Consider the following 25,793-nt stretch of genomic DNA (forward strand, 5'->3'; position numbering starts at 1 on the left):
TGTGCGACCTCGGTAGGCTTAATGGCATGACCGATTCTTCGAACGCCCCCGCACGTCTTGCCTGGGCCGACGGCCTGGCAACCCTGACAGAAGCCGGGCAGATGCTCGACTGTTGGTTCCCCGCCCCGCAACTCGGCAGCATCCCCTCAAGCCGCGACCGGTCGATCGCGCCCCGCGAGCTCGAGGCCGCCGCACGCGTCGATGCGCGCCGCGGCGTGCGCCAGACGCCCGTCGTCGTCGAAATCGACCTCGACGCCACCGTCGCCTCGACGCAGGACGCCTACCTGCGCCTGCACCTGCTCTCGCTGCTGCTTGTGCGGCCGAACGAACTCAACCTTGACGGCATCTTCGGCCACCTGCCGACAAATGCCTGGACGAATGTCGGCCCGACGAGTCCCGAGTTCGCGGCCTCGCGCCGCGCGCTCCTGCGCCGCGAGGGCATCCAGGTCTATGCCGTCGACAAGTTCCCCCGCCTGCTCGACTACGTGATTCCCGACGGCGTGCGCATCGGCGACGGCGGACGCGTGCGCCTCGGCGCCCACCTCGCGCCCGGCACCGTCGTCATGCACGAGGGCTTCGTCAATTTCAACGCCGGCACGCTCGGCACCTCGATGGTTGAGGGCCGGATCTCGCAGGGCGTCGTCGTCGGTGAGGGCAGCGACATCGGCGGCGGCGCTTCGATCATGGGCACGCTTTCCGGCGGCGGCACGCAGCGCGTTCGCGTTGGCGAGCGGTCGCTGCTCGGCGCGAACTCAGGCGTCGGCATTTCGATTGGTGACGACTGCATCGTCGAGGCCGGCCTCTATGTGACGGCCGGCACGAAGGTGCGCCTCGGCGACGGCTCGACGGTGAAGGCCGTCGAACTCTCGGGCACGCCCAATCTGCTGTTCCGCCGCAACTCGCTCTCGGGCGCCGTCGAGGTCGTCTCGCGCGACGGTACCGGCATCGAACTCAACGCGGCCCTGCACTAGGTCAGCGCGCCCCGACACGCAGAAACGGCGCCAACTCCTTCGGGAGTCGGGCGCCGTTGTTGCGTGCGCTGCTTAGCGAGTGATGAAGTCGCGGCCCTGCGGGTACTCGCGCTCCGTCTCGCCGAGGTAGAGCTGCTGCGGGCGGCCGATCTTCGACTTCGGGTCGAGGTTCTGCTCGCGCCACTGGGCAATCCACCCGGGCAGGCGACCGATCGCGAACAGCGGGGTGAACATCCGGGTAGGGAAGCCCATCGCCTTATAGATAATGCCGGTGTAGAAGTCGACGTTCGGGTACAGGCGACGGTCCTGGAAGTAGCTGTCGTTGAGGGCGACCTGCTCGAGCTCCATGGCAATCTCAAGTAGCGGATCAGCGACGCCGAGCGCCCCGAGCACCTCGTCGGCCGACTCCTTGACGAGTTTCGCGCGCGGGTCGTAGCTCTTGTACACCCGGTGGCCGAAGCCCATGAGGCGCACGCCGTCTTCCTTGTCCTTGACTCGCTGCACGAAGCGAGCGACGCCGTCGCCCGAGTCGCGGATCTCGCCGAGCATCGTCAGCACGGCCTCGTTCGCACCACCGTGCAGGGGGCCGTAGAGCGCCGAAATGCCGGCCGAAATCGAGGCGTAGATGTTCGCTTCAGTCGAGCCGACGAGGCGCACAGTCGAGGTCGACGCGTTCTGCTCGTGGTCGGCGTGCAGGATGAGCAGCCGGTCGAGGGCGCGCGACAGCACCGGATTGACCTCGTAGGGCTCGGCGTAGTTGCCGAAGTTGAGCTTGAGGAAGTTCTCGACAAAGCTGAGCGAGTTGTCGGGGTACATGAATGCCTGGCCGACCGACTTTTTGTGCGCGTAGGCCGCGATCACAGGAAGCTTCGCGAGGAGGCGGATCGTGTTGATCTCGATCGCCTCGGGGTCCTTCACTGACAGCGAGTCCTCGTAGTACGTCGCGAGGGCCGCGACGGCGCTCGACAGCACCGACATCGGGTGCGCGCTAAACGGCAGCGCGTCGAAGAGCATCTTGAGGTCTTCGTGAAGCAGCGTGTGGCGAGTGACGCGCTGCTCGAAGTCCTGATATTCGCTTTCGCTCGGCAGATTGCCATAGATCAGCAGGTAGGCGACCTCGAGGAAGGTCGAACCCTTCGCCAGCTGTTCGATGGGATACCCGCGATAGCGCAAAATGCCCTTGTCACCGTCAATGTAGGTGATGTTCGACTGCGTCGACGCCGTGTTGACGAAGCCGTAGTCGAGGGCGGTGTACCCGGTCTGCTTCATGAAGGTCGACACATCAATCGCGTCGCGGCCTTCGGTTGCTTCAAGGATTGGGAACTCGGCGGTGCCACCGGGGTAGTTCAGGGTTGCAACGTTCTTCGGTGCATCCTGGTTCGCGTTCTGCTCGCTCACAAAACCTCCTGGATAGGTGGGGCAAGGTGGCACAAGCCGCTCGTAACGGGCAGCGCCTCGTCTAGCCTACTCGCCCGGACACCGTGTTCACGGGTTGCACAACAATTGCCCGGAAGTGATTGACGTTCACTACAACGATGAGTGGGCAAGGCGCCGAACGGCCTCGGCGATGGCCTCGTCTGACGCCGTCAGCGTGAGGCGCACGTGCTGGCGTCCGGCGTCGCCGTAGAACTCGCCTGGGCCGATCACGATGCCGAGCTGCGCGAACCACTCGACAGTACGCCAGCAATCCTCGCCGCGGGTCGCCCAGAGGTAGAGACCGGCCTCGGAATTGTCGATGCGCAGGCCCGCCGCCTCCACCGCCGGCCGCAGTGCCTCGCGACGGTGCCGATAGCGCAGGTACTGTTCGCGCGCATCCGCCTCGTCGCCGAGCGCGGCCACAAGCGCGTGCTGCACCGGTGTCGGCACCATGAGTCCGGCGTGTTTGCGACCGACGAGCAGCCGAGCAAGCACCGCCGCGTCGCCTGCGACGTAGGCGGCGCGGTAGCCGGCAAGGTTGGATCGCTTCGAGAGCGACGAGCAGGCGAGCACGCCCGTGCGATCGCCGCCGACGACCTCGGGATCGAGAATCGACGGGATGCGGCGGTCGGCCCAGGCATCCCAGCCGAGCTCGGCGTAGCACTCGTCGTTGATGATGACAGCGCCGAGTTCCCGGGCGCGTGCCACGGCTTCGCGCAGCTGACCAGCATCGAGCACTCGGCCGTTCGGGTTGCCCGGCGAGTTGAGCCAGACGAGCTTCGTGTTGCCGGGCCAGTGGGCGGGATCGTCTGCGCGCACGAGTTGCGCACCGGCAAAGACCGCGCCCATCTCGTAGGTGGGGTACGCGACCTCCGGCTGCACCACAGCATCCTGCTCGCCGAGGCCCAGGAAGAACGCAGCGGTCGCGACGAACTCTTTCGAGCCCACGGTGAGCAGCACCTCGTCACGGGTGAGCCCGGGCACGCCTCGATCGCGCGCGAACCACTCGGCGACGGCATCCCGTGCCGCAGCGCTGCCCGCGCTCGTCGGGTAGCCGTGCGCATCCGTCGCCTCGGCGAGGGCGTCGCGGATGCGCTGAGGCGTCGGGTCGACGGGTGAGCCGACCGTGAGGTCAACGACATCAACGCCTGCCGCTGCGGCGCGCTCAGCCGCGGTGGCGCGGTACGGCGCGAGTCGATCCCAGGGGTACTCGGGCAGCGCGCCGAGGCCCACGCTTAGGCCTCAGCCTGCGGCGGAAGCGCCTCGATCAGTGGCACGTCAAACGACTGCGGGCCGAGCTTCGCGGCGCCACCGGGCGAACCCAGTTCGTTGAAGAAGTCGACGTTGGCCTGGTAGTAGTCGGACCACTCTTCAGGGAGGTCATCTTCGTAGTAGATGGCCTCGACGGGGCAGACCGGCTCGCACGCACCGCAGTCGACGCATTCGTCGGGGTGGATGTACAGCGAGCGCTCTCCCTCGTAGATGCAGTCGACAGGACACTCATCCACGCAGGCGCGGTCCTTCACATCGACACAGGGCAGCGCGATCACGTACGTCACGACCGAATCTCCTTGAGTGTGGTTCGAATGGGACTGCTTCCAGCCTATCCCTTGCGGACGGCGGCCTCGCGTTTGGCGCCCCGCACATCCGGCCAAATCACCGGTGAGAACGCGGCGATCGCCGAGCCGAACGTCCAGATTTCGCCGACGCCGAATCCGGATGCACTGGCCGGCACGAGCACTGAGTGCTCGGCTCCGGACATGCTCAAGATGAAAACCGCGCCGACGACGCCAATTGCGTAGGCGAGCACCCACGCGCGTTCTTCGAGGTACATGCGCAGGCCGACGGCGACGAGGAGCACTCCGAGCAACGCGACCACGATGCCGAGCCAGAGGTCGATCCCCCACAGCTCGAGCCGAGCCCGGTGGCCGACGGTGCCAATGGCACCGGCGACCACACCGAACACGAGGTACGCGGCGAAAGAGAGCACGCGCTCGCCGACCTGCTTCAGGCGCATCCGCCTACGCCTCACCGCGCTTTGCGCGCGCGGTTGCCCGGGCACGCGTGTTCGCGTCGAGGTTGATCTTGCGGATGCGCACCTTCTCGGGCGTCACCTCGACACACTCGTCCTCGCGCGCGAACTCGAGCGACTCTTCGAGCGTGAGCTGGCGCGACGGCGTAAGGCGCTCGAGCTCATCCGACGTCGAGGAGCGCATGTTCGTGAGCTTCTTTTCCTTCGTGATGTTGACGTCCATGTCGTCGGCGCGCGAGTTCTCGCCAACGACCATGCCCTCGTACACCTCGTCGGTCGGCTCAACGAAGAACGACATGCGCTCCTGCAGGCCCATCATGGCGAACGGGGTCACGACGCCCGCGCGGTCGGCAACAATCGAGCCGTTCGTACGGGTCGTGATCGTGCCCGCCCAGGGCTCGTACTCGCCGGCAATCGAGTTGACGATGCCGGTGCCGCGAGTGATGGTCATGAACTCGCTGCGGAAACCAATGAGGCCACGGGCTGGCACGGTGAACTCCATGCGGATCCAGCCCGAGCCGTGGTTCTCCATCGACTCCATGCGGCCCTTGCGGGCGGCCATGAGCTGTGTGATCGCGCCGAGGTGCTCCTCTGGCACGTCGATGGTCGCGTGCTCGAAGGGCTCGTAGGTCTTGCCGTCGATCTGGCGGGTGACCACCTGCGGCTTGCCCGCGGTGAGCTCGAAGCCCTCGCGACGCATGTTCTCGATGAGGATCGCGAGCTGGAGCTCGCCTCGACCCTGCACCTCCCACGCGTCCGGGCGGCCGATGTCCTCGACGCGGATTGACACGTTACCGATGAGCTCGCGGTCGAGGCGATCCTTCAGCATGCGTGCCGTGAGCTTGTGGCCCTTCACCTTGCCGACGAGCGGCGAGTTGTTGGTGCCGATGGTCATCGAGATCGCCGGCTCGTCGATCGAGATCTGCGGCAGCGGGCGAACGTCGTTGGCGTCGGCGATCGTGTCACCGATGGTGATGTCTTCGATACCCGCGATGGCGACGATGTCGCCGGGCGCAGCCGATTCCGCGGGCACGCGGTCGAGGCCCTTTGTCTCGAGCAACTCGGTGACGCGCACCGTGCGGGTCTCGTCACCGTGTACCCAAGCGACGGTCTCGCCCTTCTTCAGCGTGCCGTTGTGGATGCGCAGGAGCGCGAGACGCCCGAGGAACGGCGACGAGTCGAGGTTCGTCACGTGCGCCTGGAGCGGCGCCTCGGGGTCGAACGTCGGGGCCGGGATGTTCTTGAGGATTGCTTCGAACAGCGGCTCGAGGTCGTCGTTGTCTGGCAGTTCGCCATTGGCGGGCTGGTTGTACGACGCGGCGCCGGCGCGGCCCGAGGCGTAGAGCACCGGCAACTCGAGCAGCGAGTCGATGTCGAGGTCGGGCACGTCGTCGGCGAGGTCGCTCGCGAGGCCGAGCAGGAGGTCCTGGGACTCCCCCACGACTTCCTCGATGCGCGCATCCGAGCGGTCGGTCTTGTTCACGAGGAGGATGACGGGCAGCAGGGCCTCGAGTGCCTTGCGGAGCACGAAGCGGGTCTGCGGTAGCGGGCCCTCGGACGCGTCGACGAGGAGGACGACACCATCCACCATCGACAGCGCGCGCTCAACCTCGCCACCGAAGTCGGCGTGGCCGGGGGTGTCAACAACGTTGATGGTCACGGGACCGTCGACGGCGTTCTTGCCGTCGTAGCGGATCGCCGTGTTCTTCGCGAGGATCGTGATGCCCTTCTCGCGCTCGAGGTCGTTCGAGTCCATCACCCGTTCTTCGCCCTCGTGGGCGGAGTGTGCACCGAAGGTTCCGGTCTGCTTCAGCATGGCGTCAACCAGCGTGGTCTTGCCGTGGTCAACGTGTGCCACGATGGCGACGTTTCGGAGATCCTGTCGGCGGGCGGGAGATGCGGTCATACGCGGAGAACTTTCGTTGTGCCTGAATCGGACACTTCAGTCTACGCGGTCGTAGTGAATTCGCCGGGTCGGGCTCAGAAAATCTGTGGAAATAGCGCGAGCGCGAACGGATAGCCAAGAAATGAAACGGCGTCGAGGATGAAGTGCGCCACGACGAGGGGCAGCACTCGGCTGCGCTTCGGCTCGCCCGCGTCGCGCTTGCGATTGAGCAGCCAGAGGAAGATGGTGGCGAACAGCAGCCCCATCGCAACGTTGCCGAGTGCCATTGGGATGCCCTGGTAGAGGTGATAGCTTCCGCGCAGAAGTGCGCTTGCCAGGACGATTGCGGTGGGGCGCCAGCCGAGGGCGCGCAGCCGCAGCGCGAGATACGCGACCACGACGACCTCCTCGATGAGCGCCGCGCGCGCCGCGGAGAGCACGAGGGCGATGGTGGAGTCCCATTGGAAAGTCGGGTCACCCGCGATGACCTGAAGCGTGTAGCCCGCAAGCCGGGACCCCGCGTAGAGCGCGAGACCCGGGATGCCGACGCTCGCGGCGAGGAGCGCGCCGCGACCGATGTCGCCCCACCCCCGCCAGTTCAGTCCGAGTCGGTGGAACCCCGTTTCGTGGCGCTGCCAGAGCAGCCAGACGACGAGCGCGACGGGCGCGACGCCGGCGAAGAAGCGCACCACCCGGTTGAGTGTGTCGAGGATCGCGGTGTCGGACACCTGCGGGTTCAACGTGGTTTGCGCATCCGCCACCGGTGTGGTCGATAACGCGAGTTCGACGAGGTCGAGCACGGCATAGAGCGCCGACGGCAACAACGACAGCGACAGCACGATCGCGATTTCCCACCGCAGGCGCCGCCGCGCCATCACAACATCCACCCCGCCACCCTAGCCCCGCCCCACTGCTCCCCTCCCTGAACGGTTGAGTGGTCGGTTTTTGTAGTTTCCAGTCTGTGGAAACTACAAAAACCGACCACTCAACGGATGGGGGTGTGGATAACGGGGGCGGGCGCCGGATGCGGTGGCTAACGTGCGCCGCATGAAACGAAGGATTGTGGTGCCTGCCGGCTTGTCGCCTGACGGGTTTTCGGTGGTCGATGCACTCGCGCAGGGCATGTCGTGGGGGCAGCTCCGCGGCCAGTACTGGCAGCGGCCGTTTCGTGGCACGCGGTCGATTGGGGCGACGTCGACCCTGCTGCAAAAATGCCATGCGTATGCGCCACGAATGGGCCCGTTCGAGGCGTTCAGCGGCCTCACCGCCGCCGCGATTTGGGGGCTGCCGATGCCGTCCCGCTGGGTCGCCGCCAAGCACATCCCCGAAATTGTCGTCCCGAAGTCGCACGGCCGCGACCGCACCGCGGGGCTGAAGCCCCGGCGAATCTTGGATGCGCGGTTCGAGCGAGTCGAGCACCTCGGCTTGCCCGTGGTGCCACCGCTGTTGGCGCTGTTGACCTCCTGCCGCGACCTCACGGCGCTCGAGGCCACGGCGATGGCCGATGCGATGCTCACTGGCTCGACCAACTACCCCGGCATTACCGCGCTCGAGCTGCCGATGGCAACCGAGGACGAGGTGCGGGACTCGCTGCGCCAGATGAAGCGCACCCCTGGCATCACGGTGCTGCGGGAGGTGCTCGAACGGATGCGCCCGCGCGTCGAATCGCCGAAGGAGACCGAGCTGCGGTGCCGGCTCGTCGATGCCGGCATCCCAGAGTTCGAGGTGCAGCCCGAGTTCGTGACACGGACCGGTCGCGTGCTGCGCCCGGACCTCGGTCACCCGCCGTCACGCACCTACCTTGACTACGACGGAGCCGAGCATTTCGGCGACGAGCAGAAGCAGCGCGACGATCTCACCCGCTCGCGCCTCATCACGGCCACCGGCGCCCGCCACATCCGCCTCACGAAAGAGGATCTCGAGCCGGGCCCCTTCAGCACGCTCGTCGCCGAACTCCGCCGCCGCATCCCCTAACACGCAGTTGAGTGGTCGCTTTTTGTAGTTCTAACGGTGTCAGAACTACAAAAAACGACCACTCAACTGTTTGTGAAACGCGACCCGGGTGGGTTAGCGGTGGCGAGGATTAGCTCAGGTTGTCAGCGCCCTCGACGAAGCCAACCATCGTCCAGTCGGGGATCGACGCGAAGCCCGGAGCGCCGAGGTTCGCGAGGTCCGGGTCAGCGACGAAGAAGTCGTAGGCCTGGAACAGCGGCAGGTTGCCGGCGACCTCCCACAACTGCTGGTCCGCCTCGTTCAGCAGCGTGATCTGCTGGTCGGGGTCGGTCGTCGCGTTGAGTTCGTCGAGCGTCGAGTCGAGCTCGTCGTTGCCCACGCCCGAGAAGTTCTGCTCGCCGTCGGACTTCCAGATCGACACCGACGAGGTGACGAACGGGTTACCCGCCCAGCCAAACAGCGTGACGTCGTAGTCGCCAGGAATCACGTACTTCGAGAACAGGTCGGTCGGCGGCACCTGCTCGATCTTGAGCTCGATGCCAGCCTCCTTCAGGTTCTCGGTCGCGATCGGCGCAACGGTGCCGTTGGTCTGCGAACCGGCGTTGTAGACGTAGCGAACGGTGAGGGTCTCGCCGTCCTTCGCGTAGTAGCCGTCGTCGCCCATCTCCCAGCCAGAGGTCTCGATGAGTTCCTTCGCCTTCTCGACGTCGGCGGTGCCGTAGTCGCCCGCGTTGTTCTCGTAGCCGTTCTGGTTCTGCACGAGCATGTGGTTGCCGAGCAGGTCGTCAGCCATGCCGTCCGGGTACGGCATCGTGCCGTTGAGCGCCTGGAAGATGCTCTTGCGGTCGATGGCGTAGTTGAAGGCCTGACGCAGGTTCTGGTCGGCGAGGATGTTGCCCTCGCTGCCGTTCAGCGTGAAGTGGGTCCAGTCGGGGCCGGCGGCCGAGCGAAGCTCGTAGTCGCCCGACTCAACCTGCGGCGAAACAACGGTGTACACGGCCTGCGTGCCGGCGTCGACCATGTCGAGCTGACCATCCTGGAACGCCGTGGCGCTCGCCTGCGGGTCCTCATAGGTCGTGAACGAGATGCGGTCGAGGCGCGCCTTGCGGTCGCCGTTCCAGTTCTCGTCGGGCACCAGCGTGACGACCTTGTTCGCACCGTCGGCCTTGTCGATCTTGTAGGGACCGGCGGTCACGAGGGGCTTTTCAACCCAGCCGCTGTTGAACATGTCTGCCGACTCGACGAGCGCGTCGGGCATGGCCGAAACGAGGCCCTGCCAGTCAGCGTAGATCTCGCCCTCCTTGAGGGTGATGACCGCGGTGTACTCGTTGTCGCCCTGCTCGACCGAGTCGATGAGCTCCCAGCCCTCGCGCGACGCAACGTCGAAGTCGGGGTTCACCATCGCGTCAGCACTGTTCTTCACCGAAGTCCAGTCGAGCGGCGTGCCGTCCGACCAAGTGATGCCCTCCTTGAGCTTCACCGTGATGGTCATCGGGCTCTCGCTTGTGAGCTCGAGGCTCTCGGTGTAGAGGTCGTTCGCGACGATCTGACCATCGGCCGTGTAGGTGTACAGGTTGGGGTACACCGCATTCATGATCGCGACGGTGTTGACCTCGTTACCGTCGTTCGAGGCCGTGTTGAAGTTCGCCGGGTAGGCGTTGTTCCCCAGACGCAGCGTGCCGCCTTCGCCAAGCTCGTCGTAGTCCTTGGGGTTGATCTCGTTCGCAGTGATGTCGAGGTGTTCCGTGCCACCGTCGCTCGTGCTGTTCGGGTCCTCGTCCGCTCGTGCACAACCGCTCAGCACAAGGCTGAACGCCGCAAGAGCAGCAAGGCCACCGATCATCCGCTTCTTCATGGTGCCTCCTTAAGAGAGCGCAGTCGGTATTTCCGTGGGGATTGGTTCGTACTCTGCGGTCAACTCGGGGTAGTAGCACGCGACGGCATGGTCGCGCTCCCCCCGAGCTTCGAGCGGAGGCATCTCGCTATCGCATTTCGCGCGCTGCTCGTCGCCGAGCAGGTGTTGATATACGTAGCAACGGCTGACGAACCGGCAGCCGGTTGGGGTGTCCGCCGGCGACGGGAGGTCACCGGTGAGCACGATTCGTTCCCGTTCCCGCTCAACCTTGGGGTCGGGGATGGGGATGGCTGAGAGGAGGGCGCGGGTGTACGGATGCGACACCTGGCCCCCGAAGACTTCCTCGGTCGTGCCGAGCTCGACGATCGTGCCGAGGTACATCACGGCGATCCGGTCGGCGATGTGCTGCACCACCGAGAGGTCGTGCGACACGAAGAAGTAACTGAGCCCGAGACGATTCTTGAGGTCGTCGAGCAGATTAATGACGCCGGCCTGAATCGACACGTCGAGGGCCGAAACCGGCTCGTCGAGCACGAGCAATCGCGGGTCGCACGCGAGGGCGCGCGCGATGCCGACGCGCTGGCGCTGGCCGCCCGAGAACTCGCTCGGGTAACGCGAGGCCTGCTCAGGGAGGAGGCCCACCGTCTTGAGCAGCCAGTCGACCCGCTCATCCATCTGCTCGCGCGTGAAGTTGTGCACTTCCATCGGCTCGCGCAGGATGTCGCCGATCGGCATGCGCGGGTCGAGCGACGCCATCGGGTCTTGGAACACCATGGCCATCTGTGCGCGCAGGTCGAGCTTCTCACGGCGCGACAACGTGCCGACGTCGCGGCCGTCGATGCGAATCGAGCCCGCCTGCGGCTTGTCGAGCTTCATGATTTCCATGATCGTGGTGGTCTTGCCCGAGCCCGACTCCCCCACGAGCGCGAGCGTCTCGCCCTCGCGCAGGTCGAGGGTCACACCGTCGACGGCGCGCACCTCGCCCACGCGGCGCTTCACGAGCGCGCCCTTCGTGAGCGGGTAGACGCGCTCCAGCTGGTCGAGTTCGAGCACCACGTCGCGCTCCTCGCGCGGCGTGTGGATGTGCGTCTCGGCAAGCTCGGGCAGCGGGAAGATCTCCTCGCCCGCGCGCAACTCGTTGCTGTGATGGCACGCCGCGAAATTGCCCTCGACGTTCGTCGGTTCGAGGTCGGGTTCGACGGTGCGGCACAGCTCGGTCGCGATCGGGCAGCGCGCGGCGAACGGGCAGCCCTGCGGCAGCCGGATGAGCGAGGGCGGCGTGCCCTCGATCGGCGTCAGCGGCGACTTCTCGGTCGCGTCGATGCGCGGCACCGAGGCGAGCAAACCCTTCGTGTAGGGCATGCGCGGGTCGGCGTAGATCGAGTCGACGTCGCCGAACTCGACGGCCTTGCCCGCATACATGACCATGACGCGGTCGGCGAAACCGCTCACGACGCCAAGGTCGTGCGTGATGAGCACGGTCGCTGCGCCCGTCACTTCCTACGCCGTCTCGAGCAGGTCCATCACCTGCGCCTGAATCGTCACGTCGAGCGCCGTCGTCGGTTCGTCGGCGATGATCAGATCGGGGTCGTTCGCGATCGCCATCGCGATCATCGCGCGCTGGCGCATTCCGCCCGAGAACTCGTGTGGGTACGACTTCGCGCGCAGCGCGGCGTTGGGGATGCCGACGGCGTCGAGCAGCTCGACCGCGCGCTTCTCGGCGTCGGCCTTCGACGAACCCTTGTGAATCATGATGGTCTCGGCGATCTGCTCGCCGATGCGGTACACGGGCGTCAGCGCCGAGAGCGGGTCCTGGAACACCATCGACACGGTCTTTCCGCGCAGCTTCGACAGCTGCGCATCCGTCTTCGTCAGAAGCTCCTCGCCCTGAAGCTTGATGGAACCGGAGATGCGTGCAGAGTCGGGCAGTAGCCCCATGACGGCGAGCGACGACACCGACTTACCAGAGCCTGACTCGCCCACGATCGCAAGCGATTCGCCGGGGTACACCGAGTAGCTCAGCTTGCGCACCGCCTGCACGACGCCCGCCTCGCTCGGGAACGAGACCGAGAGGTCAGAAACTTCGAGAATGGGTTGCGTTGTCATGTCTAGTGGCCCCGTCCGCTCGTCGGGTCAAGGGCGTCGCGCAGCGCCTCGCCGACCATATTGATCGAGATGACGAGCAGCGCGAGGATGGTCGCGGCCGGCACCCACGTGTGGGGGAAGGCAATGTTGTAGCCCTGCAGCACCGAGCCGAGCGAGAAGTTCGGGTACAGGATGCCAAAGCCCAGGAACGACAGGCCGGTCTCGGCGAGGATCGCGCCACCGACGCCGAGCGTGGTGTCGATGATCATCCACGACGAGATGTTCGGGATGATGTGGCGCATGATGATCTTGCGGTGCGGCACACCCATGAACCGCGCCGCCTGCACGTACTCCATGTTCACGACACCCTGCGTCAGCGCACGAAGCACACGCGCCGTGAGCATCCACGAGAAGATCGCGAGCAGCGGCACCATAAGAATCCAGTGCGCGCCCTGCAGGATCGGGCTGAGCAGCAGCATCATGAGCAGGGCCGGCACGACGAGCAGGAAGTTGATGAGGTTGACGACAACCCAGTCAAGCGCGCCGCCGAAGTAGCCGGCAAGCGTGCCGAAGAAGGTCGCGAGCACCGTCACGACGATGGCCGTGCCGAAGCCCACGACGAGCGAGATGCGCAGGCCGGCCATGATCTGGGCGAAGAGATCCTGCCCCTGGGCGTTCGTGCCGAACCAGTGGTACTGGCTCGGGCCCTTGAGCTGGTTCGCGTAGTCGTACTCGATCGGCGTGTACTGGTACACCATCGGCAGGAAGATCGCGCAGAGCACGAGCAGGCCGAGCACGCCAGCGCCGATCCAGAACGACGGCATGCGGCGCATGCGGCGCCAGACGAGGGTCGCGCGGCCGACCGCAGCGCGGCGGGTCAGCGGCTCGGAGACGCCGCCAACGGAAGTGTCGGACTGACCGAGGTTGATGACATCGGTCTCAGAGTCGGTGGCGGTGACGTCGGGAACGGCGACGCCGACTCCCGAGGGTCCGTTGCTGGAGCGATTACGACGGGCCATGGGTATCACCGGATCCTCGGGTCGAGCACGGCTTGGATGAAGTCAGCGAGCGTGGCGGCGATGAGCGTGAGGATCGCCGTGTAGAGCACAACGGCGGCGGTGCCGTTGACGTCGGCGATCTGCATCTGCACGAGTGCCCAGTTGCCGATGCCTTGCCAGTTGAACAGACGCTCCACGAAGAATGAGCCGGAGAAAGCCCCCGCAAACGCGTAGGCGAAGTACTGCCCCATCGGAATCAGCGCCATGCGGAAGCCGTGCTTGCGCATGGCCTGCCCCTTGGTGAGGCCCTTCGCGCGGGCGGTGCGGAGGTAGTCAGCGCCGAGCACGTCGAGCGTCGTCACCTTCATGTAGCGCGAGTAGCTCGCGACCCCCATGAGGGCGAGTGCGATGGTCGGCAGAACGAGCGCGAGGATCTGGAAGGAAATGTCGTCCCAGCTGCCCGGCACGGCGTTCGGGTCAATCGCGTTCACCGAGGGGAAGCCAAAGCCGGTCGCGCCCCGCATCGCCATGGTCGCGCCCTGCAGGACGAGGATGATCACGGGCGTCGGCAGCGCGAGTACGACGAAGCTGATGAACGACACGGTGCGGTCGCTCAGCTTGCCGCGTTTGACGGCCGTCCAGGCGCCGAGCACGATGCCGCCGATGACACCGATGAGCGTGCCGAGCACGACGAGTCGAAGCGAGATGCCAACGCGGCTGATGACCTGGGGGAAGACGGGGAGCGCCTTCTTGTCAGTGCCGGTCGTGACGCCGAACTTGTCCTCCCACGGCGCGGTGAAGAGGTTGCCGAGCCAGTTGAGGTAGCGCTGCCAGACCGAAACATCGGGGTTGATGTTTCGTGCGTCAAAGTACGCCTGCTGAACGTCGAGTGGAATCGGTCGGCCGCCGGCCGTGTTCGGTGGGTACATCACCTCTTGCGGATGCAGGAGGGAGGACGCGAGGAGATAGGCAAGCGACGTGGCCAGAAAGGCCAAAATCGCATAGTTAAGGAATCTCCTGAGCAAAAAATTTGGAAAGCGCCATTGCGTAACTACACCGGTTGAGACTGATGTGGGAGACGCCGTCGTGCAGCGACCCCCGAACAGCTATTGAGAAAACTCACACCGATTAGGCAGTGAACTCTCAACAAACGTTCGGCGCAGGTTACGTTAGTCCATCACTCGCCGCGCTGGGCAGATTGCGCGACACTTGTTGCGATATTGCTACCAAGAATCTCGTCAAGCAACAGTACGGTTCCGTGGGCATCTGCCAAAGGCAGCGTCCAATTCGGGTATTCGCGGAAGGTTCCGGGCTGATTAATCGGTCGGCGATCCCCCGCCATGTCCGCGAGCGACACGCCGAACAGCTTCGCGCTGGATGCGGCCATGCGCTTGTGCAGGCCGAGCACGAGATCCTCGGTGCTCGCGTTTTCCCCGACGAGGCCGTCGTCGACAAGCTGCTGCCGGTACGCGTCGACAAGCTCCTGCTCAGCAGCGCGCTCCTCCTCGACCGAGCGGGTCAGCAGACCGAGCTGGTTGCGAATGTCGACGTGACGAAGCTCGAGGAAGCCCGCGGTTGGCGGCAGGTCGTGCGTCGTCACCGAAGCGAGACACTCGCGTCGATAGTGCTCTGGCCGCTTCGGGGTGCCGTCGTCTTCGAACTCGAACCACATGATCTGTGTGCCGTAGACCTGACGTTCGGCCATGACCTCGCGCGTGAGTTCACTCACGACACCGAGGTCTTCACCTATCACGAGCGCGCCAGCGCGCTCGGCCTCAAGCAGCAGCGCCCCGATCATCGCTTCGTGGTTATAGCTGACGTACGTGCCTTCACTCGCGTCGCGCCCCTCAGGCACCCACCAGAGTCGGAACAGGCCAAGGATGTGGTCGATGCGCAGCGCGCCCGCCCCGGCGAATGCCGCGCGCAGCACGTCACGCAGTGGCTCGTAGCCGAGCCGCTCGAGCGCATCCGGACGCAGCGGCGGCTGCGACCAGTTCTGGCCGAGCTGGTTGTACTGGTCCGGCGGCGCGCCGACCGACACACCCCGAGCGAGCGAGTCGACGAGTGACCATGCGTCGGCACCCGAGGGATGCACGCCAACCGCGAGGTCATGCATGACGCCGATGCGCATCCCAGCATCGCGCAGCCGCTGCTGCGTGGCCGCACCCTGGTCGCGCAGCACGAACTGTACCCAGCAGTAGAACTCGACTCGCTCGGCGTGCTCCTGCCGGAAAATATCGACGGCCTCACCGCGCGGCGAGCGGTACTCTTCGGGCCAGTCACGCCAATTGCCACCGAGTTGCTCGCAGAGCACCGTCCAGGTGGCGAAGTCGATGAGCCCCTGCCCCTCGAGTTCGCAGAACGCGCCGAAGTCGTGCCAGCGCCCCTCGTCACCGTGTCGCGCCGCGTCGTAGCACAGACCGAGCGCCTCGCGCTTGGCGAGCCAGGTGCCGTCGCGGTCGATGACGTCGCGATTGTGGTTCTGTCGGCAGAACATCGCGAGCTCGGCGAGTCGCTGGCCGGCCTCCTGGCTGACGGGCTCGGAGGCGACGAGGTCGTCAATGCTGATGAGGCTCGGGTCGAGGAACCGTCGCGTCGTCGGCAGGTAGGGCGAGGGCTCGAGGGGCGTGACCGGCGACGGCGCGTGGAACGGGTTGACGAGCACGAAATCACCGTCATGCTCGGCGCTCCACTCGCCGAGTGTGCGCAGGTCACCGAGGTCACCGAGCCCCCACGAGCGCGAGCTGCGCGCCTGGTAGAGCTGGGCCATGAGCCCCCACACTGGCTCGGGCACGTCGAAGTTGCTCGCGTCGGGTGCGCTGATGAGTGTGCCGCGCGCCTCGATGATCGGCTCGCTTGCGCCGCGCTGACGGCGTGCGCTCACATCGAGCACGGCGCGCGCCTCGGGCGAAATCTCGGCGCCGTCGAGGGTCGCGACGACCTCGTGCCAGCCGGCGGGGATGCGCGCGGGCAGGGCAAACTTTGCCTCGCCCACGGCGAGACCGTTGACCTCGTGCGGGGCAACGAAGTGATCGAGCTGCTCGAGCTCGACGCGGCCACCCTCTTCGAGTTCGACGGCGAGCTGCACGCTCGCGCCATCAGGAACGTGGACGAGTACCTCGGTCGACTCGCCGACGCGCGTCACGACGGTCGGTGGCACCACGTGCCGCCAGCGGCGATTCGCCAGCTCGGCCAGGGCGGTGCGCGCCAAGTCGTCGGACGAGGCGTCAACGTCGAGTGCCCCGAGCACCGAGATCAGCGTTTCGTCTGATACCTCTCGATGTTCACCGAGCCAGTCGGTGAACTCGGTCGCAATGCCGAAGTGGCCGGCAAGTTCTTGAAGTACATCGTGGGAAACCGCAGCAGTCACAAGCCTGAGTGTATGTCGCTGCCGTGACGTTCGCTTAGCTGATGCTGAGTTCGTCGCCGTCCTGCGTCACGGTGAGCTCGGGCAGCGGCTCCAGCGCAGGCCCCGCTACCGGCTCGCCCGTCACAAGATCGAAGTAGCTGTTGTGGCAGCCGCAGTGGGCGCGATCGCCCTGCACATCCGAAAGCACGCATCCCTTGTGGGTGCACACGGCCGAAAACGCGTGGAACTCGCCCTCGACTGGCTGCGTCACGAGCGCCTTGTACTGCGCAAGCACGATGCCGCCGCCGACCGGCACCTCCGACGCCGGCACCGTGAACGGCGCGGTGGTCTCGCCGGCCGCGCCGCCCGACTCACCACACGCACTGAGCAGCGCGGCGAGCGCGACACCCCCGCCCGCAACGGCCGTCGTGCGCACGAGCGCGCGACGGCTCATCAACCCAGCAGCAGCGGCGTCAGACGTCATGTCCTCAGCGTAGTCACTCGAGCGCGCGGCCGCGCTGCTCGGGCAGTACGAGCGCCGCACCCGCGGCAATCGCGAACGCAATCGCGAACACGGTGAACACGGGCACGATGCTGCCGCCGCCGACCGCGACGAGCGCCGGCACGAGCAGGGGCGCGATGATCGACGCAATGCGCCCGAACCCGGCTGCGGCACCCGCGCCGGTGCCCCGGATGTTCGTCGGGTAGAGCTCCGGTCCGATCGCGTAGAGCGCGCCCCAGGCGCCGAGGTTGAAGAACGAGAGCAGGCACCCCGCTGCGATGATCCAGCCCTCACCAAAGCCACCCGAGAGTCCATAGAAGGCTGCGGCCACGGCCGAGCCGGCGAGGAACACGGCGAGCGTGCCGCGTCGGCCCCACACCTCGATGAGCCAGGCGGCCACCGCATACCCCGGCAGCTGCGCGAGCGTGATGATCAGCGTGAACTGGAACGACTTCACGAGGGTGAACCCATCGGCGACGAGCAAGCTCGGGATCCAGATGAAGGCCCCGTAATAACTCAGGTTGATGCAGAACCAGATCGTCCAGAGGGCGATCGTGCGGCGGCGCAGGGCAGGCGACCAGATGTGCGGCCGCTCCACCGCATCGGACTCGTCGACTGCATCCGCCCGTGCCGGCGGCTGCTGCTCAGCTTCGCGGATGCGCTGCAGCGTCTGCTGCGTCTCGGCCGAGGCCTCGAACTCGCGCACAATGCGCTCGGCCTCGTCGACCCGGCCCCTGCCCTCGAGGAACCGCACCGACTCCGGCAGGCCCATCCGCACGACAATCGCGTAGGCGGCGGGCACCATGCCGAGGGCGAGGGCCCAGCGCCAGCCTTGCTCGCCGCTCGCCACGACGAAGGTACCGACGAGCGCCGCGAGGATCCAGCCGACGGCCCAGAACGCCTCGAGCCAGACGACGAGTCGACCGCGGATGCGCTTCGGCGCGAACTCCGACACGAGCGTCGAGGCGACCGGCAGTTCGGCGCCGAGCCCGAGCCCGACGAAGAAGCGCAGCACCATGAGCAGGGCCGCGCCGCTCGCCAAAGCCGAGGCACCGGTCGCCAAGCCGTAGATGATCAGTGTGATGGCAAACACCTGGCGACGGCCGATGCGGTCGGCGATGAGCCCGCCAAGCGTCGCGCCGACAGCCATGCCGACGAAGCCGAGCGACGCGATCCAACTCGCCTCGCCCGTCGTCACAATCTGCTGCTCGATCAGTGCAGCGATGACGAACGAGATGAGGCCGACATCCATAGCGTCGAGCGCCCAACCGACGCCGCTGCCGAAGAGCAGGCGACCGTGCTTGGCGGTGAACGGGAGACGATCAAGTCGCTCCGAGCGGGAAGGGGCAATGCGTGCCGCGTCATTGACGGCGGGTCCTGTCATTCGATCAGCATATTCCCACGCCCGAGCTGTTGCGGTTTGTGTTACGTCAGGCAACTGCGGCCGCCCAGATCCGAACGCGCTCAGCGGCCGCGTGATGAAGTGGCTCGGTGCGCGACCGGACGCGCACCGAAAGGACCGGCGCAGATGGCAGCAGCGAGTTCGGGATTCAGCGCCGAGCAGCGGCGGCTGCTGCCGACGATTCTCGTACCCGCGTTCATGTCGCTGCTCAGCGTTTCGATCGTCAACGTAACGCTGCCCGCCATCGGTGATTCGCTCGACGCGAGCACCTCGGGCCTGCAGTGGGTGATTTCGGGCTACGCGCTCGTGTTCGGCGTGCTCCTGGTCGCCTCGGGTCGCGCCGGGGATGTGTGGGGTCGCGGCCGATTGTTCGTGCTCGGCCTCGCCGTGTTCGGCCTCGGCGCTCTGTGTTCGGGTCTCGCGCCGAACATCCTGGTGCTCAACCTCGCGCGGGTCATCATGGGCATCGGCTCGGGCCTGCTCAACCCACAGGTCACGGGCATCATTCAACAGTTCTTCCAGGGCGAGCTGCGCGGTCGTGCTTTCGGCGCCTTCGGCGGAATCGTCGGCATCTCGGTCGCAATCGGACCAATTCTCGGTGGCGGGCTCATCGCCATTTTCGGCGAGGAAATCGGTTGGCGAGCCTCGTTCCTTGTCAACGTGCCCATTGCGATCGCCGGCATCTTCGCCGCCCGCGCCTACCTGCCCGCGTCAACGTGGCGGGCCCTCGCGATCGACGACCCGAGCGCGACGACACACGAGATCCCCGTCATCACCGACGCGAACGCATCCCTCGTGCGGCGCACCCGCTCGGACTTCGACCCGGTCGGTATGGTGCTGCTCGCCTTCGGCACGCTGTTCGTCATGCTGCCGTTCATGGAGGCGGCGCTCGGCTGGTGGGTGTGGAGCTCGCTCGTGCTCGGCGTAGGCCTCGTCGTGCTCTGGGTTCGGTGGGAGCTGCGCTATCGGGCCAAGGGGCGCACGCCGATGGTCGACATGGAGCTGTTCCGCACCCGCTCGTTTTCAAATGGCGCGCTGCTGATTGGGCTCTACTTCGTCGGCAACACGAGCATCTGGTTGCTCGTCGCGCAATACATGCAGCGCGGCCTCGGGCACGACGCCTTGACGGCCGGCATGGTCGGTCTCCCCGCTGCCCTGGCCGGCGCGATCACCGCACCGATCGCCGGGCGCTACGTCGTACGCATCGGTCGGATCATGGTGCTCTGGGGCTTGCTGCTCGTCGTGCTCGGTCTTGGCCTGAGCATCGCCGTCGCGCTCCTGCATGGCACGGCGGGCGTGAGCGAATGGTGGCTGCTCGGCACGCTCGCGCTCACCGGCATCGGCCAGGGTCTCATCGTCTCGCCGAATCAGACGCTCACGCTCGCCGACGTGCCGCTGCGTTATGCGGGCAGCGCCGGTGGCGTGCTGCAGACCGGGCAGCGCATCGGTACTGCGATCGGCATTGCCGTGATCACGAGCATCGCGTTCAGCATGGCCGCATCCAGTGGCTGGGACAACGCCCTCGCCATCGGCTTCGCCGCGATTATCGTGGTCGCGGCGCTGGCGATCCTCGTCGCGCTCATGGACCTGCGGGGCACCCGCAACTCCATGAGCTAACCCAAATTCGGCGCTATTCTGCGCCGAGGGCGGCGACGCACTTCGATGCTGCCTTGCCGCCGAGCATGCCGACGTGCACCGCGAGCACCGAGCCGTCACCGAAGACGATGACGATGCGGCCGGGCTCGAGGAAGCGCGAACGCTTGAAGACCTTGCTGAGGCTGTCTCGCTCGCTCTGCCACTCGAGCTCGGGCTCGTCGAGGTTGTTCACGTCGACGGCCATGAGGCGCTGGTCGGTGATCAGCAGCTGGCTGGTCGGCGGTTCGAGCGCCTTGCGCAGCTGCGAAGCTTGGCTGCCGCGCCAGCCGTAGTAGGAGCCGCCGTCGAGGAGCTCGAGAACGCGACGTTCCCAGGTCTCCTCGTCGTCGTTGTTCTGCAACGCGGCCGAGCGGTCGGTTGCGACGTCCTCGCCCGCGCGCTCGTCGGCGTCATCAAACCGGAAGTCAGTGAGTTCAGATTCACTGTCGACGCACCGGGCCATCTGCATGACCAGCGGGTGCTCTCCGTTACGCATGAGCTCAGCGACATGCGGTGCAAAAGTAGGGCTTGAAGTGGACACGATGGTCAATCGTGGCACTTTTTCTCGCGGCGCGCTACATCCTCGCCGTTGCAATCAGGTCAACACGTTCGCGCACGTAACTTTCCAACTCCGTTGCCTGCTGCAGCGAGCATGCCGCAGCCCAGCGAACCACGACGGCGCCGTGGCGCAGGCTCACCGGGTTGCTCGCCTCGTCGATTACGCCAAGCGGTGTCGAGGCGTAGTGCACCACGGTGCCCTCGGCGAAGCCACCGCGAATGGCCGCATGCCGCAGCTCGTCGCGCTCGCGCGCCGACTCTGAGGTGTAGCCGAGGATGGGCGGGGGCTCGTGCGCGCGCAGGCTAGGCCCAGCACCGAGGAACTCTGCTGGCTCGCTCGCGCGCAGGAGCAGCACGCCGAGGCGCCAGACTTCCCCGACTTGCTCGATACGGGCGGGCCGGGTTCCGAGGAGTCGGCGCCGTGGCGCGACGAACTCTCCCAGGGCCTCGGGTGCGACGCCACCCGCGCGCAATTGTGTCGCGGTGGCCGCCGCGACGGCGCGCAGGTGGTTTTGCGCTTCGCCCATGCGGTTCCCCTCTCGTGCGGCCCGACCGTGCCAAGATTTACACATGTCCGACGTCAGCCGCCACTCCGCTCCGCTCAAGTCGAATGTCCACGACACAGCGCTCGTGATCGAGGGAGGTGGGATGCGGGCAAGTTACACCTCAGCCGTGATCTCGATGTTCATCCGCGAGGGCATCTGGTTCGACTGGGTCGGTGGCATTTCGGCGGGCTCGAGCTGCGTCGCGAACTATCTCTCGCGCGACGAGTGGCGCACGCGCCAGTCGTTTGTTGACTTCGCGGCCGACCCGAACTTTGGCAACATGCGCACTTGGTTGCAGGGCAAGGGACTCTTCTCGTCGGAGTACATCTACGAGCAGACCGCCGCGCCCGGCAAGGCGCTCCCCTACGACTACGACACCTATCTCGCCAACCCCGCCGACTTCGCGGTCGGGGCGTTCGAGATGCGCTCCGGTCGAGCCCAGTACTGGTCTCGCAGCGACATCCACGAGCTGTACGACCTGCTCGTGCGGGTGCGCGCTTCATCGTCGCTCCCGCTGCTGATGCCACCGGTGGAGATTGACGGCGAAGTCTTTGTCGACGGCGCACTTGGCCCGACAGGCGGCTTCGCGATCGATGCTGCAAAGGCGGCCGGCTACGAGAAATTCCTCGTCGTCATGACCCGCCCTCGTGACTACGTCAAGCCGCCGGCGAAGGTGACGGGCTTCTACCGAAGCACCTTCCGCAAGTACCCCGCCATGGTGAACGGCATTCTGCAGCGTCCGCGCCGCTACAACCACACCCGCGCCGAGCTCTTCGACCTCGAGGCCGAGGGCCGCGCCTACCTCTTCACGCCCACCAACCTAGGCGTTTCGAACAGCGAGACGAACGTGCGCAAGCTTCGGCAGCAGTACGCACTCGGCGAGGCCCAGGCCGGTCGCGAGCTCGATGCGATGCGCGCGTTCCTTGGCCTATAGCCTCGCCGGTGGACTAGCGAATCGCGGCGCGCTACTGCAGCGCGGCAACCGCCTCGTCGTAGTTCGGCTCCTGCTTGATCTCGGGCACGAGCTGCGTGTAGGCGACCTTGCCCTGCTCGTTGATGATGAGGACCGAGCGGGCGAGCAGGCCGGCGAGCGGGCCATCCTGCTGCACGACCCCGTAGTCTTCGCCAAAGCTCGAGCGGAAGGCGCTCGTCGCGACAACGTTCTCAATGCCCTCGGCGCCGCAGAAGCGGGCGAGCGCGAACGGCAGGTCGCGCGAGACGGTGACGACGACCGTGTTGTCGAGTCCGGCGGCAATCTCGTTGAACTTACGCACGGAGGCGGCGCAGACGCCGGTGTCAACCGACGGGAACACGTTCAGCACGACGCGCTTGCCGGCGAAGTCTGACAGCTTGACGTCGCTGAGGTCGGTGCCGGTCAGCGTGAAGTCGGGCGCTGCAGCGCCGACCTCGGGCAGCTCGCCGGACGTCGTGACGGGGGAACCCTCAAATGCAGTGGTAGCCATGGCGCCAGTCTGACAGTCGCGAATGGCGAACGGCTGAGTACGCCGCTCGCTCGATACACTTTCGTAATGCCCGAACTCATTTCACGCATGCGCCGCTTCGGCACGACAATCTTCGCCGAAATGTCGAGGCTCGCCCACGAGCATGGTGCGATCAACCTCGGGCAGGGATTCCCCGACACCGACGGGCCACGCGAGGTACTCGAAGCGGCCGTGGCGGGCATCCGAACGGGTGACAACCAATACCCGCCCGGGCGTGGCGTGCCCGAACTGCTCGACGCCATCGCAGCGCACCAGCAGCACTATTACGGGCTGCGGTACGACCCCGCCAGCGAAATCCTTGTGACGGTCGGCGCCACCGAGGCATTGAGCGCGAGCCTGCTCGCGCTCTGCGAGCCCGGCGACGAGGTGATCGCGTTCGAGCCCTTCTACGACGTCTACGACGCGGCGATCACGCTCGCTGGCGGCACCCTGGTGCCCGTGCGGCTCGAGGCGCCCGAGTTCACGATCGACCCCGCCCGGCTCGAGGCCGCGGTGACCGAGCGCACCAAGGTCATTCTGCTCAACACCCCGCACAATCCAACTGGGCATGTCTTTGGCCGCGAGGAACTGCAGCGGATCGCTGACGTCGCTCTGCGCCACGACCTCGTCGTCATCACCGACGAGGTCTATGAACACCTGACGTTTGACGGGCGGGAGCACACGCCGATCGCGATGCTGCCCGGCATGCGCGAGCGCAGCATCCTGATTTCGTCGGGAGGCAAGACCTTCGCCACCACCGGGTGGAAGGTCGGCTGGGTCTGTGCATCTCCCGACCTCGTCACCGCAGTCACGACCGTGAAGCAGTTCCTCACTTTCGTCGGCCCGGCGCCGATGCAGCGCGGCATCGCCGCGGGCCTGCGGCTGCCGGATACGCGCATCGCCGAGATTCGCGACAGCTTGCAGCGCCAACGCGACGTCCTCGTCGAGGCGCTTGAGGTCACCGGGATGCGCGTGCACGTGCCCGAGGGTGGCTACTTCATCGTCGCCGACGTCGGGCCCCTCGGCGTGACCTCGGCCATCGACTTCTGCCGCAAACTCCCCGAGCGCGTCGGCGTGGCCGCGGTGCCAATGACGGTGTTCTACCGCGACGCGACTGGCGTTGAGACGCTGGTGCGGTTCGCCTTCAGCAAACGCGTCGAGGTGCTCGAGGAAGCCGCCAGCAGGCTAGCGGCGCTCGGCACGTCGATCTAGCGCGCTACTACTGTAAGCGCACCTCTCTATCGAAGGATCCAGATGGCTATCGGTCTCGTTGCACTCCTTGATGACATCGCGGCGCTCGCCCGCGCAGCCGCGGCAAGCGTCGACGACGTCGCGGGCATGGCCGCCAAGGCCTCCGCGAAGGCAGCCGGCGTCGTGATCGACGACGCTGCGGTGACGCCGCAGTACGTTGCTAGGCTGAGCCCGGCCCGCGAGCTGCCGATCATCTGGAAGATCGCACGCAACTCGCTCCTCAACAAGCTACTGCTCATCCTGCCCATCGCCCTGTTGCTCGCCGAGTTTTTGCCGATGCTGCTGCCGCCTCTGCTCATGCTCGGCGGCGCATACCTCTGTTTCGAGGGCGCCGAGAAGCTCATTGAGAAGTTCTGGGGTGGCCACAGCGAGGCGGGCGAAACCACAACGGCCACCCGTGACGAGAAGTCGATCGTGGCGAGCGCGACGCGCACCGACATCATCCTCAGCGCCGAGATCATGGTGATCTCGATGAACGAAGTGCTCGACCAAGCGTTCTTGGCGCGGCTCGCGATCATGGTGATCGTCGCGATCCTCATGACGGCGGTGGTCTACGGCGCCGTGGCGATCCTCGTGAAGCTGGACGACGTGGGGCTCGCGATGAGCAAGTCGAGTCGCGCACCTCGGGCAAAGTTCGGGCGCGGCCTGACGAACGTCATGCCGCATGTGTTCGACGTCATCGCCTGGGTCGGCACCATTGCCATGCTCTGGGTTGGCGGCCACCTCTGGCTTGTAAATCTCGCCGAGCTCGGTGTCACCGCGCCGTATGAGTTCGTGCACCACCTCGAGAGCTTTGGCGAGGCCGTACCTAGCGTCGGTGCCGCGCTCGCTTGGCTCATCAACACGGCCTGCTCGTTCGTGCTTGGCCTCGTGCTCGGCAGCGCGATTGTGGGTGTGCTGCACCTGCTGCCCTTCGGCAAGTCGGCGAAGCCCGAGGCTGCAGAGGGCCACTAACCCGCTCTCGGATGCTCCGGGTTCGGCTGGTCAAGGAAGTACCGCAGGGTCGCAAGGAATCGCTCCGGCTGCTCCGAGTGCACCCAGTGCCCCGAGTCGCGAATCGTCACCTTGCGCACGCGCGGGAACAGCGCCCGCATCAGCGCGTCGTCTTCCTCGCGGATGTAATTCGACTTCTCCCCCGCGATCCACAGGACCGGGCCGGTGTACGGCGGCGCCACGAACTCCGGCCAGCCGAGGATCTCATCGAGGGCACCCGTGAGCATCGCGAGGTTGGGCTGCCAGGCGTAGCTGCCTCCGCTCACGGGACGCAGGTTTTGCAGCAGGAACTGGCGAATCGTGGTGTCGGGAATCCGGTCGAGCAGTTGCGCGTCGGCGTCGCTGCGGCGGGTCACGGTGGTCAAATCGACCGTGGTCATGCTCGTGAGCAGGTGCTCGAAGCCGCCGGGTGAGCTGCCGGATGCGCCGGGTGCAATGTCGACAACCGCGAGCCGTTCGATCAGCTCCGGATGGCGCAGCGCGAGCACCATCGCGGCCTTGCCACCCATCGAGTGGCCGACGAGCGCGACCGACTCGGGCTTCCCATCCGAACTCGCAAATTCATCGCGCACCACTTCCGCGAGCGCGTCGGCCATGTCGAGGTAGCTGAAGGATTCTGTCCAGGCCGACTCGCCGTGATTCGGCATGTCGACGAGCAGGCTCGTGAACTCGTCGCCGAGGCTGCGGGCAATCGCGCCGAAGTTACGGCCGCGCCCCATGAGTCCGTGGAAGAAGACGAGCTTTCGCGCGCCCGAACCGACCAGTTGATACGCGATGTCACCCATGATGCTCGAGCCTAGTGCCGCCCGACACATCGATCTCGATCGGGTACTTGCGCCGGCCCCGACAAAGGAGGAATATCGTCGCTCGTGAAAACCCCTG

The 25,793-nt window shown here is 66.2% G+C and carries 22 protein-coding genes and 1 pseudogene; 6 read left to right on the forward strand and 17 right to left on the reverse strand.

What is annotated here, in order from left to right:
* Nucleotides 1-26 precede the first annotated feature (26 nt).
* On the forward strand, nt 27-971 hold the full coding sequence (dapD, locus tag EJL01_RS02745; protein WP_125106179.1) for a 2,3,4,5-tetrahydropyridine-2,6-dicarboxylate N-succinyltransferase: 945 nt from the start codon (nt 27-29) through the stop codon (nt 969-971).
* Between the two features lie 72 nt (nt 972-1,043).
* On the opposite strand, the gene EJL01_RS02750 is transcribed toward dapD, so the two are convergent.
* From EJL01_RS02750 to EJL01_RS02775, 6 genes are all read right to left on the reverse strand, one after another.
* A complete protein-coding gene (locus EJL01_RS02750) occupies nt 1,044-2,369 on the reverse strand; it encodes a citrate synthase (RefSeq protein ID WP_125106180.1) in 1,326 nt (441 codons plus the stop codon).
* 129 nt (nt 2,370-2,498) lie between these two features.
* Complete coding sequence (gene dapC / locus EJL01_RS02755; RefSeq protein ID WP_125106181.1) at nt 2,499-3,620, reverse strand: succinyldiaminopimelate transaminase; 1,122 nt, start codon at nt 3,618-3,620, stop codon at nt 2,499-2,501.
* Between the two features lie 2 nt (nt 3,621-3,622).
* Complete coding sequence (gene fdxA / locus EJL01_RS02760; RefSeq protein ID WP_125106182.1) at nt 3,623-3,946, reverse strand: ferredoxin; 324 nt, start codon at nt 3,944-3,946, stop codon at nt 3,623-3,625.
* A 44-nt stretch (nt 3,947-3,990) separates the two neighbouring features.
* Nucleotides 3,991-4,404 carry a hypothetical protein gene (locus EJL01_RS02765; protein ID WP_125106183.1) on the reverse strand — a complete coding sequence of 138 codons (414 nt, stop codon included), beginning with the start codon at nt 4,402-4,404 and terminating at the stop codon, nt 3,991-3,993.
* A gap of 4 nt (nt 4,405-4,408) precedes the next feature.
* Entirely contained in the window at nt 4,409-6,325 is a 1,917-nt protein-coding gene (typA, locus tag EJL01_RS02770) for a translational GTPase TypA (protein ID WP_125106184.1), read from the reverse strand.
* A gap of 74 nt (nt 6,326-6,399) precedes the next feature.
* Nucleotides 6,400-7,179 (reverse strand): CPBP family intramembrane glutamic endopeptidase, encoded by a 780-nt coding sequence (locus EJL01_RS02775; RefSeq protein WP_125106185.1) that lies wholly within the window; start codon nt 7,177-7,179, stop codon nt 6,400-6,402.
* A gap of 223 nt (nt 7,180-7,402) precedes the next feature.
* On the opposite strand from EJL01_RS02775, the gene EJL01_RS02780 reads away from it, so the two are divergent.
* Complete coding sequence (locus EJL01_RS02780) at nt 7,403-8,278, forward strand: hypothetical protein (RefSeq protein WP_125106186.1); 876 nt, start codon at nt 7,403-7,405, stop codon at nt 8,276-8,278.
* 109 nt (nt 8,279-8,387) lie between these two features.
* Here EJL01_RS02780 and EJL01_RS02785 read toward each other — a convergent pair whose 3' ends face one another.
* From EJL01_RS02785 to EJL01_RS02815, 7 genes and pseudogenes are all read right to left on the reverse strand, one after another.
* Entirely contained in the window at nt 8,388-10,112 is a 1,725-nt protein-coding gene (locus EJL01_RS02785) for an ABC transporter family substrate-binding protein (RefSeq protein ID WP_125106187.1), read from the reverse strand.
* Between the two features lie 9 nt (nt 10,113-10,121).
* Nucleotides 10,122-12,218 (reverse strand): annotated as a pseudogene (locus tag EJL01_RS02790) (ABC transporter ATP-binding protein).
* 2 nt (nt 12,219-12,220) lie between these two features.
* Nucleotides 12,221-13,216, reverse strand: a complete 996-nt coding sequence (locus EJL01_RS02795) for an ABC transporter permease (RefSeq protein ID WP_211198408.1) — start codon at nt 13,214-13,216, stop codon at nt 12,221-12,223.
* Nucleotides 13,217-13,221: 5 nt separating this feature from the next.
* Nucleotides 13,222-14,190 carry an ABC transporter permease gene (locus tag EJL01_RS02800; protein ID WP_241209077.1) on the reverse strand — a complete coding sequence of 323 codons (969 nt, stop codon included), beginning with the start codon at nt 14,188-14,190 and terminating at the stop codon, nt 13,222-13,224.
* Nucleotides 14,191-14,372: 182 nt separating this feature from the next.
* Complete coding sequence (gene malQ / locus EJL01_RS02805) at nt 14,373-16,565, reverse strand: 4-alpha-glucanotransferase (RefSeq protein WP_125106190.1); 2,193 nt, start codon at nt 16,563-16,565, stop codon at nt 14,373-14,375.
* A gap of 34 nt (nt 16,566-16,599) precedes the next feature.
* Nucleotides 16,600-17,028: a QcrA and Rieske domain-containing protein gene (locus EJL01_RS02810; RefSeq protein ID WP_125106191.1), complete on the reverse strand. Its 429-nt coding sequence runs from the start codon at nt 17,026-17,028 to the stop codon at nt 16,600-16,602.
* A 13-nt stretch (nt 17,029-17,041) separates the two neighbouring features.
* Nucleotides 17,042-18,430, reverse strand: a complete 1,389-nt coding sequence (locus tag EJL01_RS02815) for an MFS transporter (protein ID WP_125106192.1) — start codon at nt 18,428-18,430, stop codon at nt 17,042-17,044.
* A gap of 144 nt (nt 18,431-18,574) precedes the next feature.
* On the opposite strand from EJL01_RS02815, the gene EJL01_RS02820 reads away from it, so the two are divergent.
* Complete coding sequence (locus tag EJL01_RS02820) at nt 18,575-20,065, forward strand: MFS transporter (protein WP_125106193.1); 1,491 nt, start codon at nt 18,575-18,577, stop codon at nt 20,063-20,065.
* Nucleotides 20,066-20,078: 13 nt separating this feature from the next.
* Here the strand turns inward: EJL01_RS02820 and EJL01_RS02825 are convergent, their stop codons facing one another.
* Nucleotides 20,079-20,579 carry a hypothetical protein gene (locus EJL01_RS02825; protein WP_125106194.1) on the reverse strand — a complete coding sequence of 167 codons (501 nt, stop codon included), beginning with the start codon at nt 20,577-20,579 and terminating at the stop codon, nt 20,079-20,081.
* 79 nt (nt 20,580-20,658) lie between these two features.
* Complete coding sequence (locus tag EJL01_RS02830; RefSeq protein WP_125106195.1) at nt 20,659-21,168, reverse strand: glutaminase; 510 nt, start codon at nt 21,166-21,168, stop codon at nt 20,659-20,661.
* A gap of 43 nt (nt 21,169-21,211) precedes the next feature.
* On the opposite strand from EJL01_RS02830, the gene EJL01_RS02835 reads away from it, so the two are divergent.
* Entirely contained in the window at nt 21,212-22,120 is a 909-nt protein-coding gene (locus EJL01_RS02835; protein ID WP_125106196.1) for a patatin-like phospholipase family protein, read from the forward strand.
* A gap of 31 nt (nt 22,121-22,151) precedes the next feature.
* Here EJL01_RS02835 and tpx read toward each other — a convergent pair whose 3' ends face one another.
* Entirely contained in the window at nt 22,152-22,649 is a 498-nt protein-coding gene (gene tpx / locus EJL01_RS02840; RefSeq protein WP_125106197.1) for a thiol peroxidase, read from the reverse strand.
* Nucleotides 22,650-22,715: 66 nt separating this feature from the next.
* Here tpx and EJL01_RS02845 point away from each other — a divergent pair, with 66 nt between their 5' ends.
* Nucleotides 22,716-23,879: a pyridoxal phosphate-dependent aminotransferase gene (locus EJL01_RS02845; protein WP_125106198.1), complete on the forward strand. Its 1,164-nt coding sequence runs from the start codon at nt 22,716-22,718 to the stop codon at nt 23,877-23,879.
* A 42-nt stretch (nt 23,880-23,921) separates the two neighbouring features.
* Nucleotides 23,922-24,872 (forward strand): DUF808 family protein, encoded by a 951-nt coding sequence (locus tag EJL01_RS02850; RefSeq protein WP_125106199.1) that lies wholly within the window; start codon nt 23,922-23,924, stop codon nt 24,870-24,872.
* Here EJL01_RS02850 and EJL01_RS02855 read toward each other — a convergent pair.
* Nucleotides 24,869-25,696: an alpha/beta fold hydrolase gene (locus EJL01_RS02855; RefSeq protein ID WP_125106200.1), complete on the reverse strand. Its 828-nt coding sequence runs from the start codon at nt 25,694-25,696 to the stop codon at nt 24,869-24,871. The two genes, EJL01_RS02850 and EJL01_RS02855, sit on opposite strands and share 4 nt — an antisense overlap.
* Nucleotides 25,697-25,793 lie beyond the last annotated feature (97 nt).

Source organism: Gulosibacter massiliensis (genome assembly GCF_900626105.1).
GTDB lineage: Bacteria > Actinomycetota > Actinomycetes > Actinomycetales > Microbacteriaceae > Gulosibacter > Gulosibacter sediminis.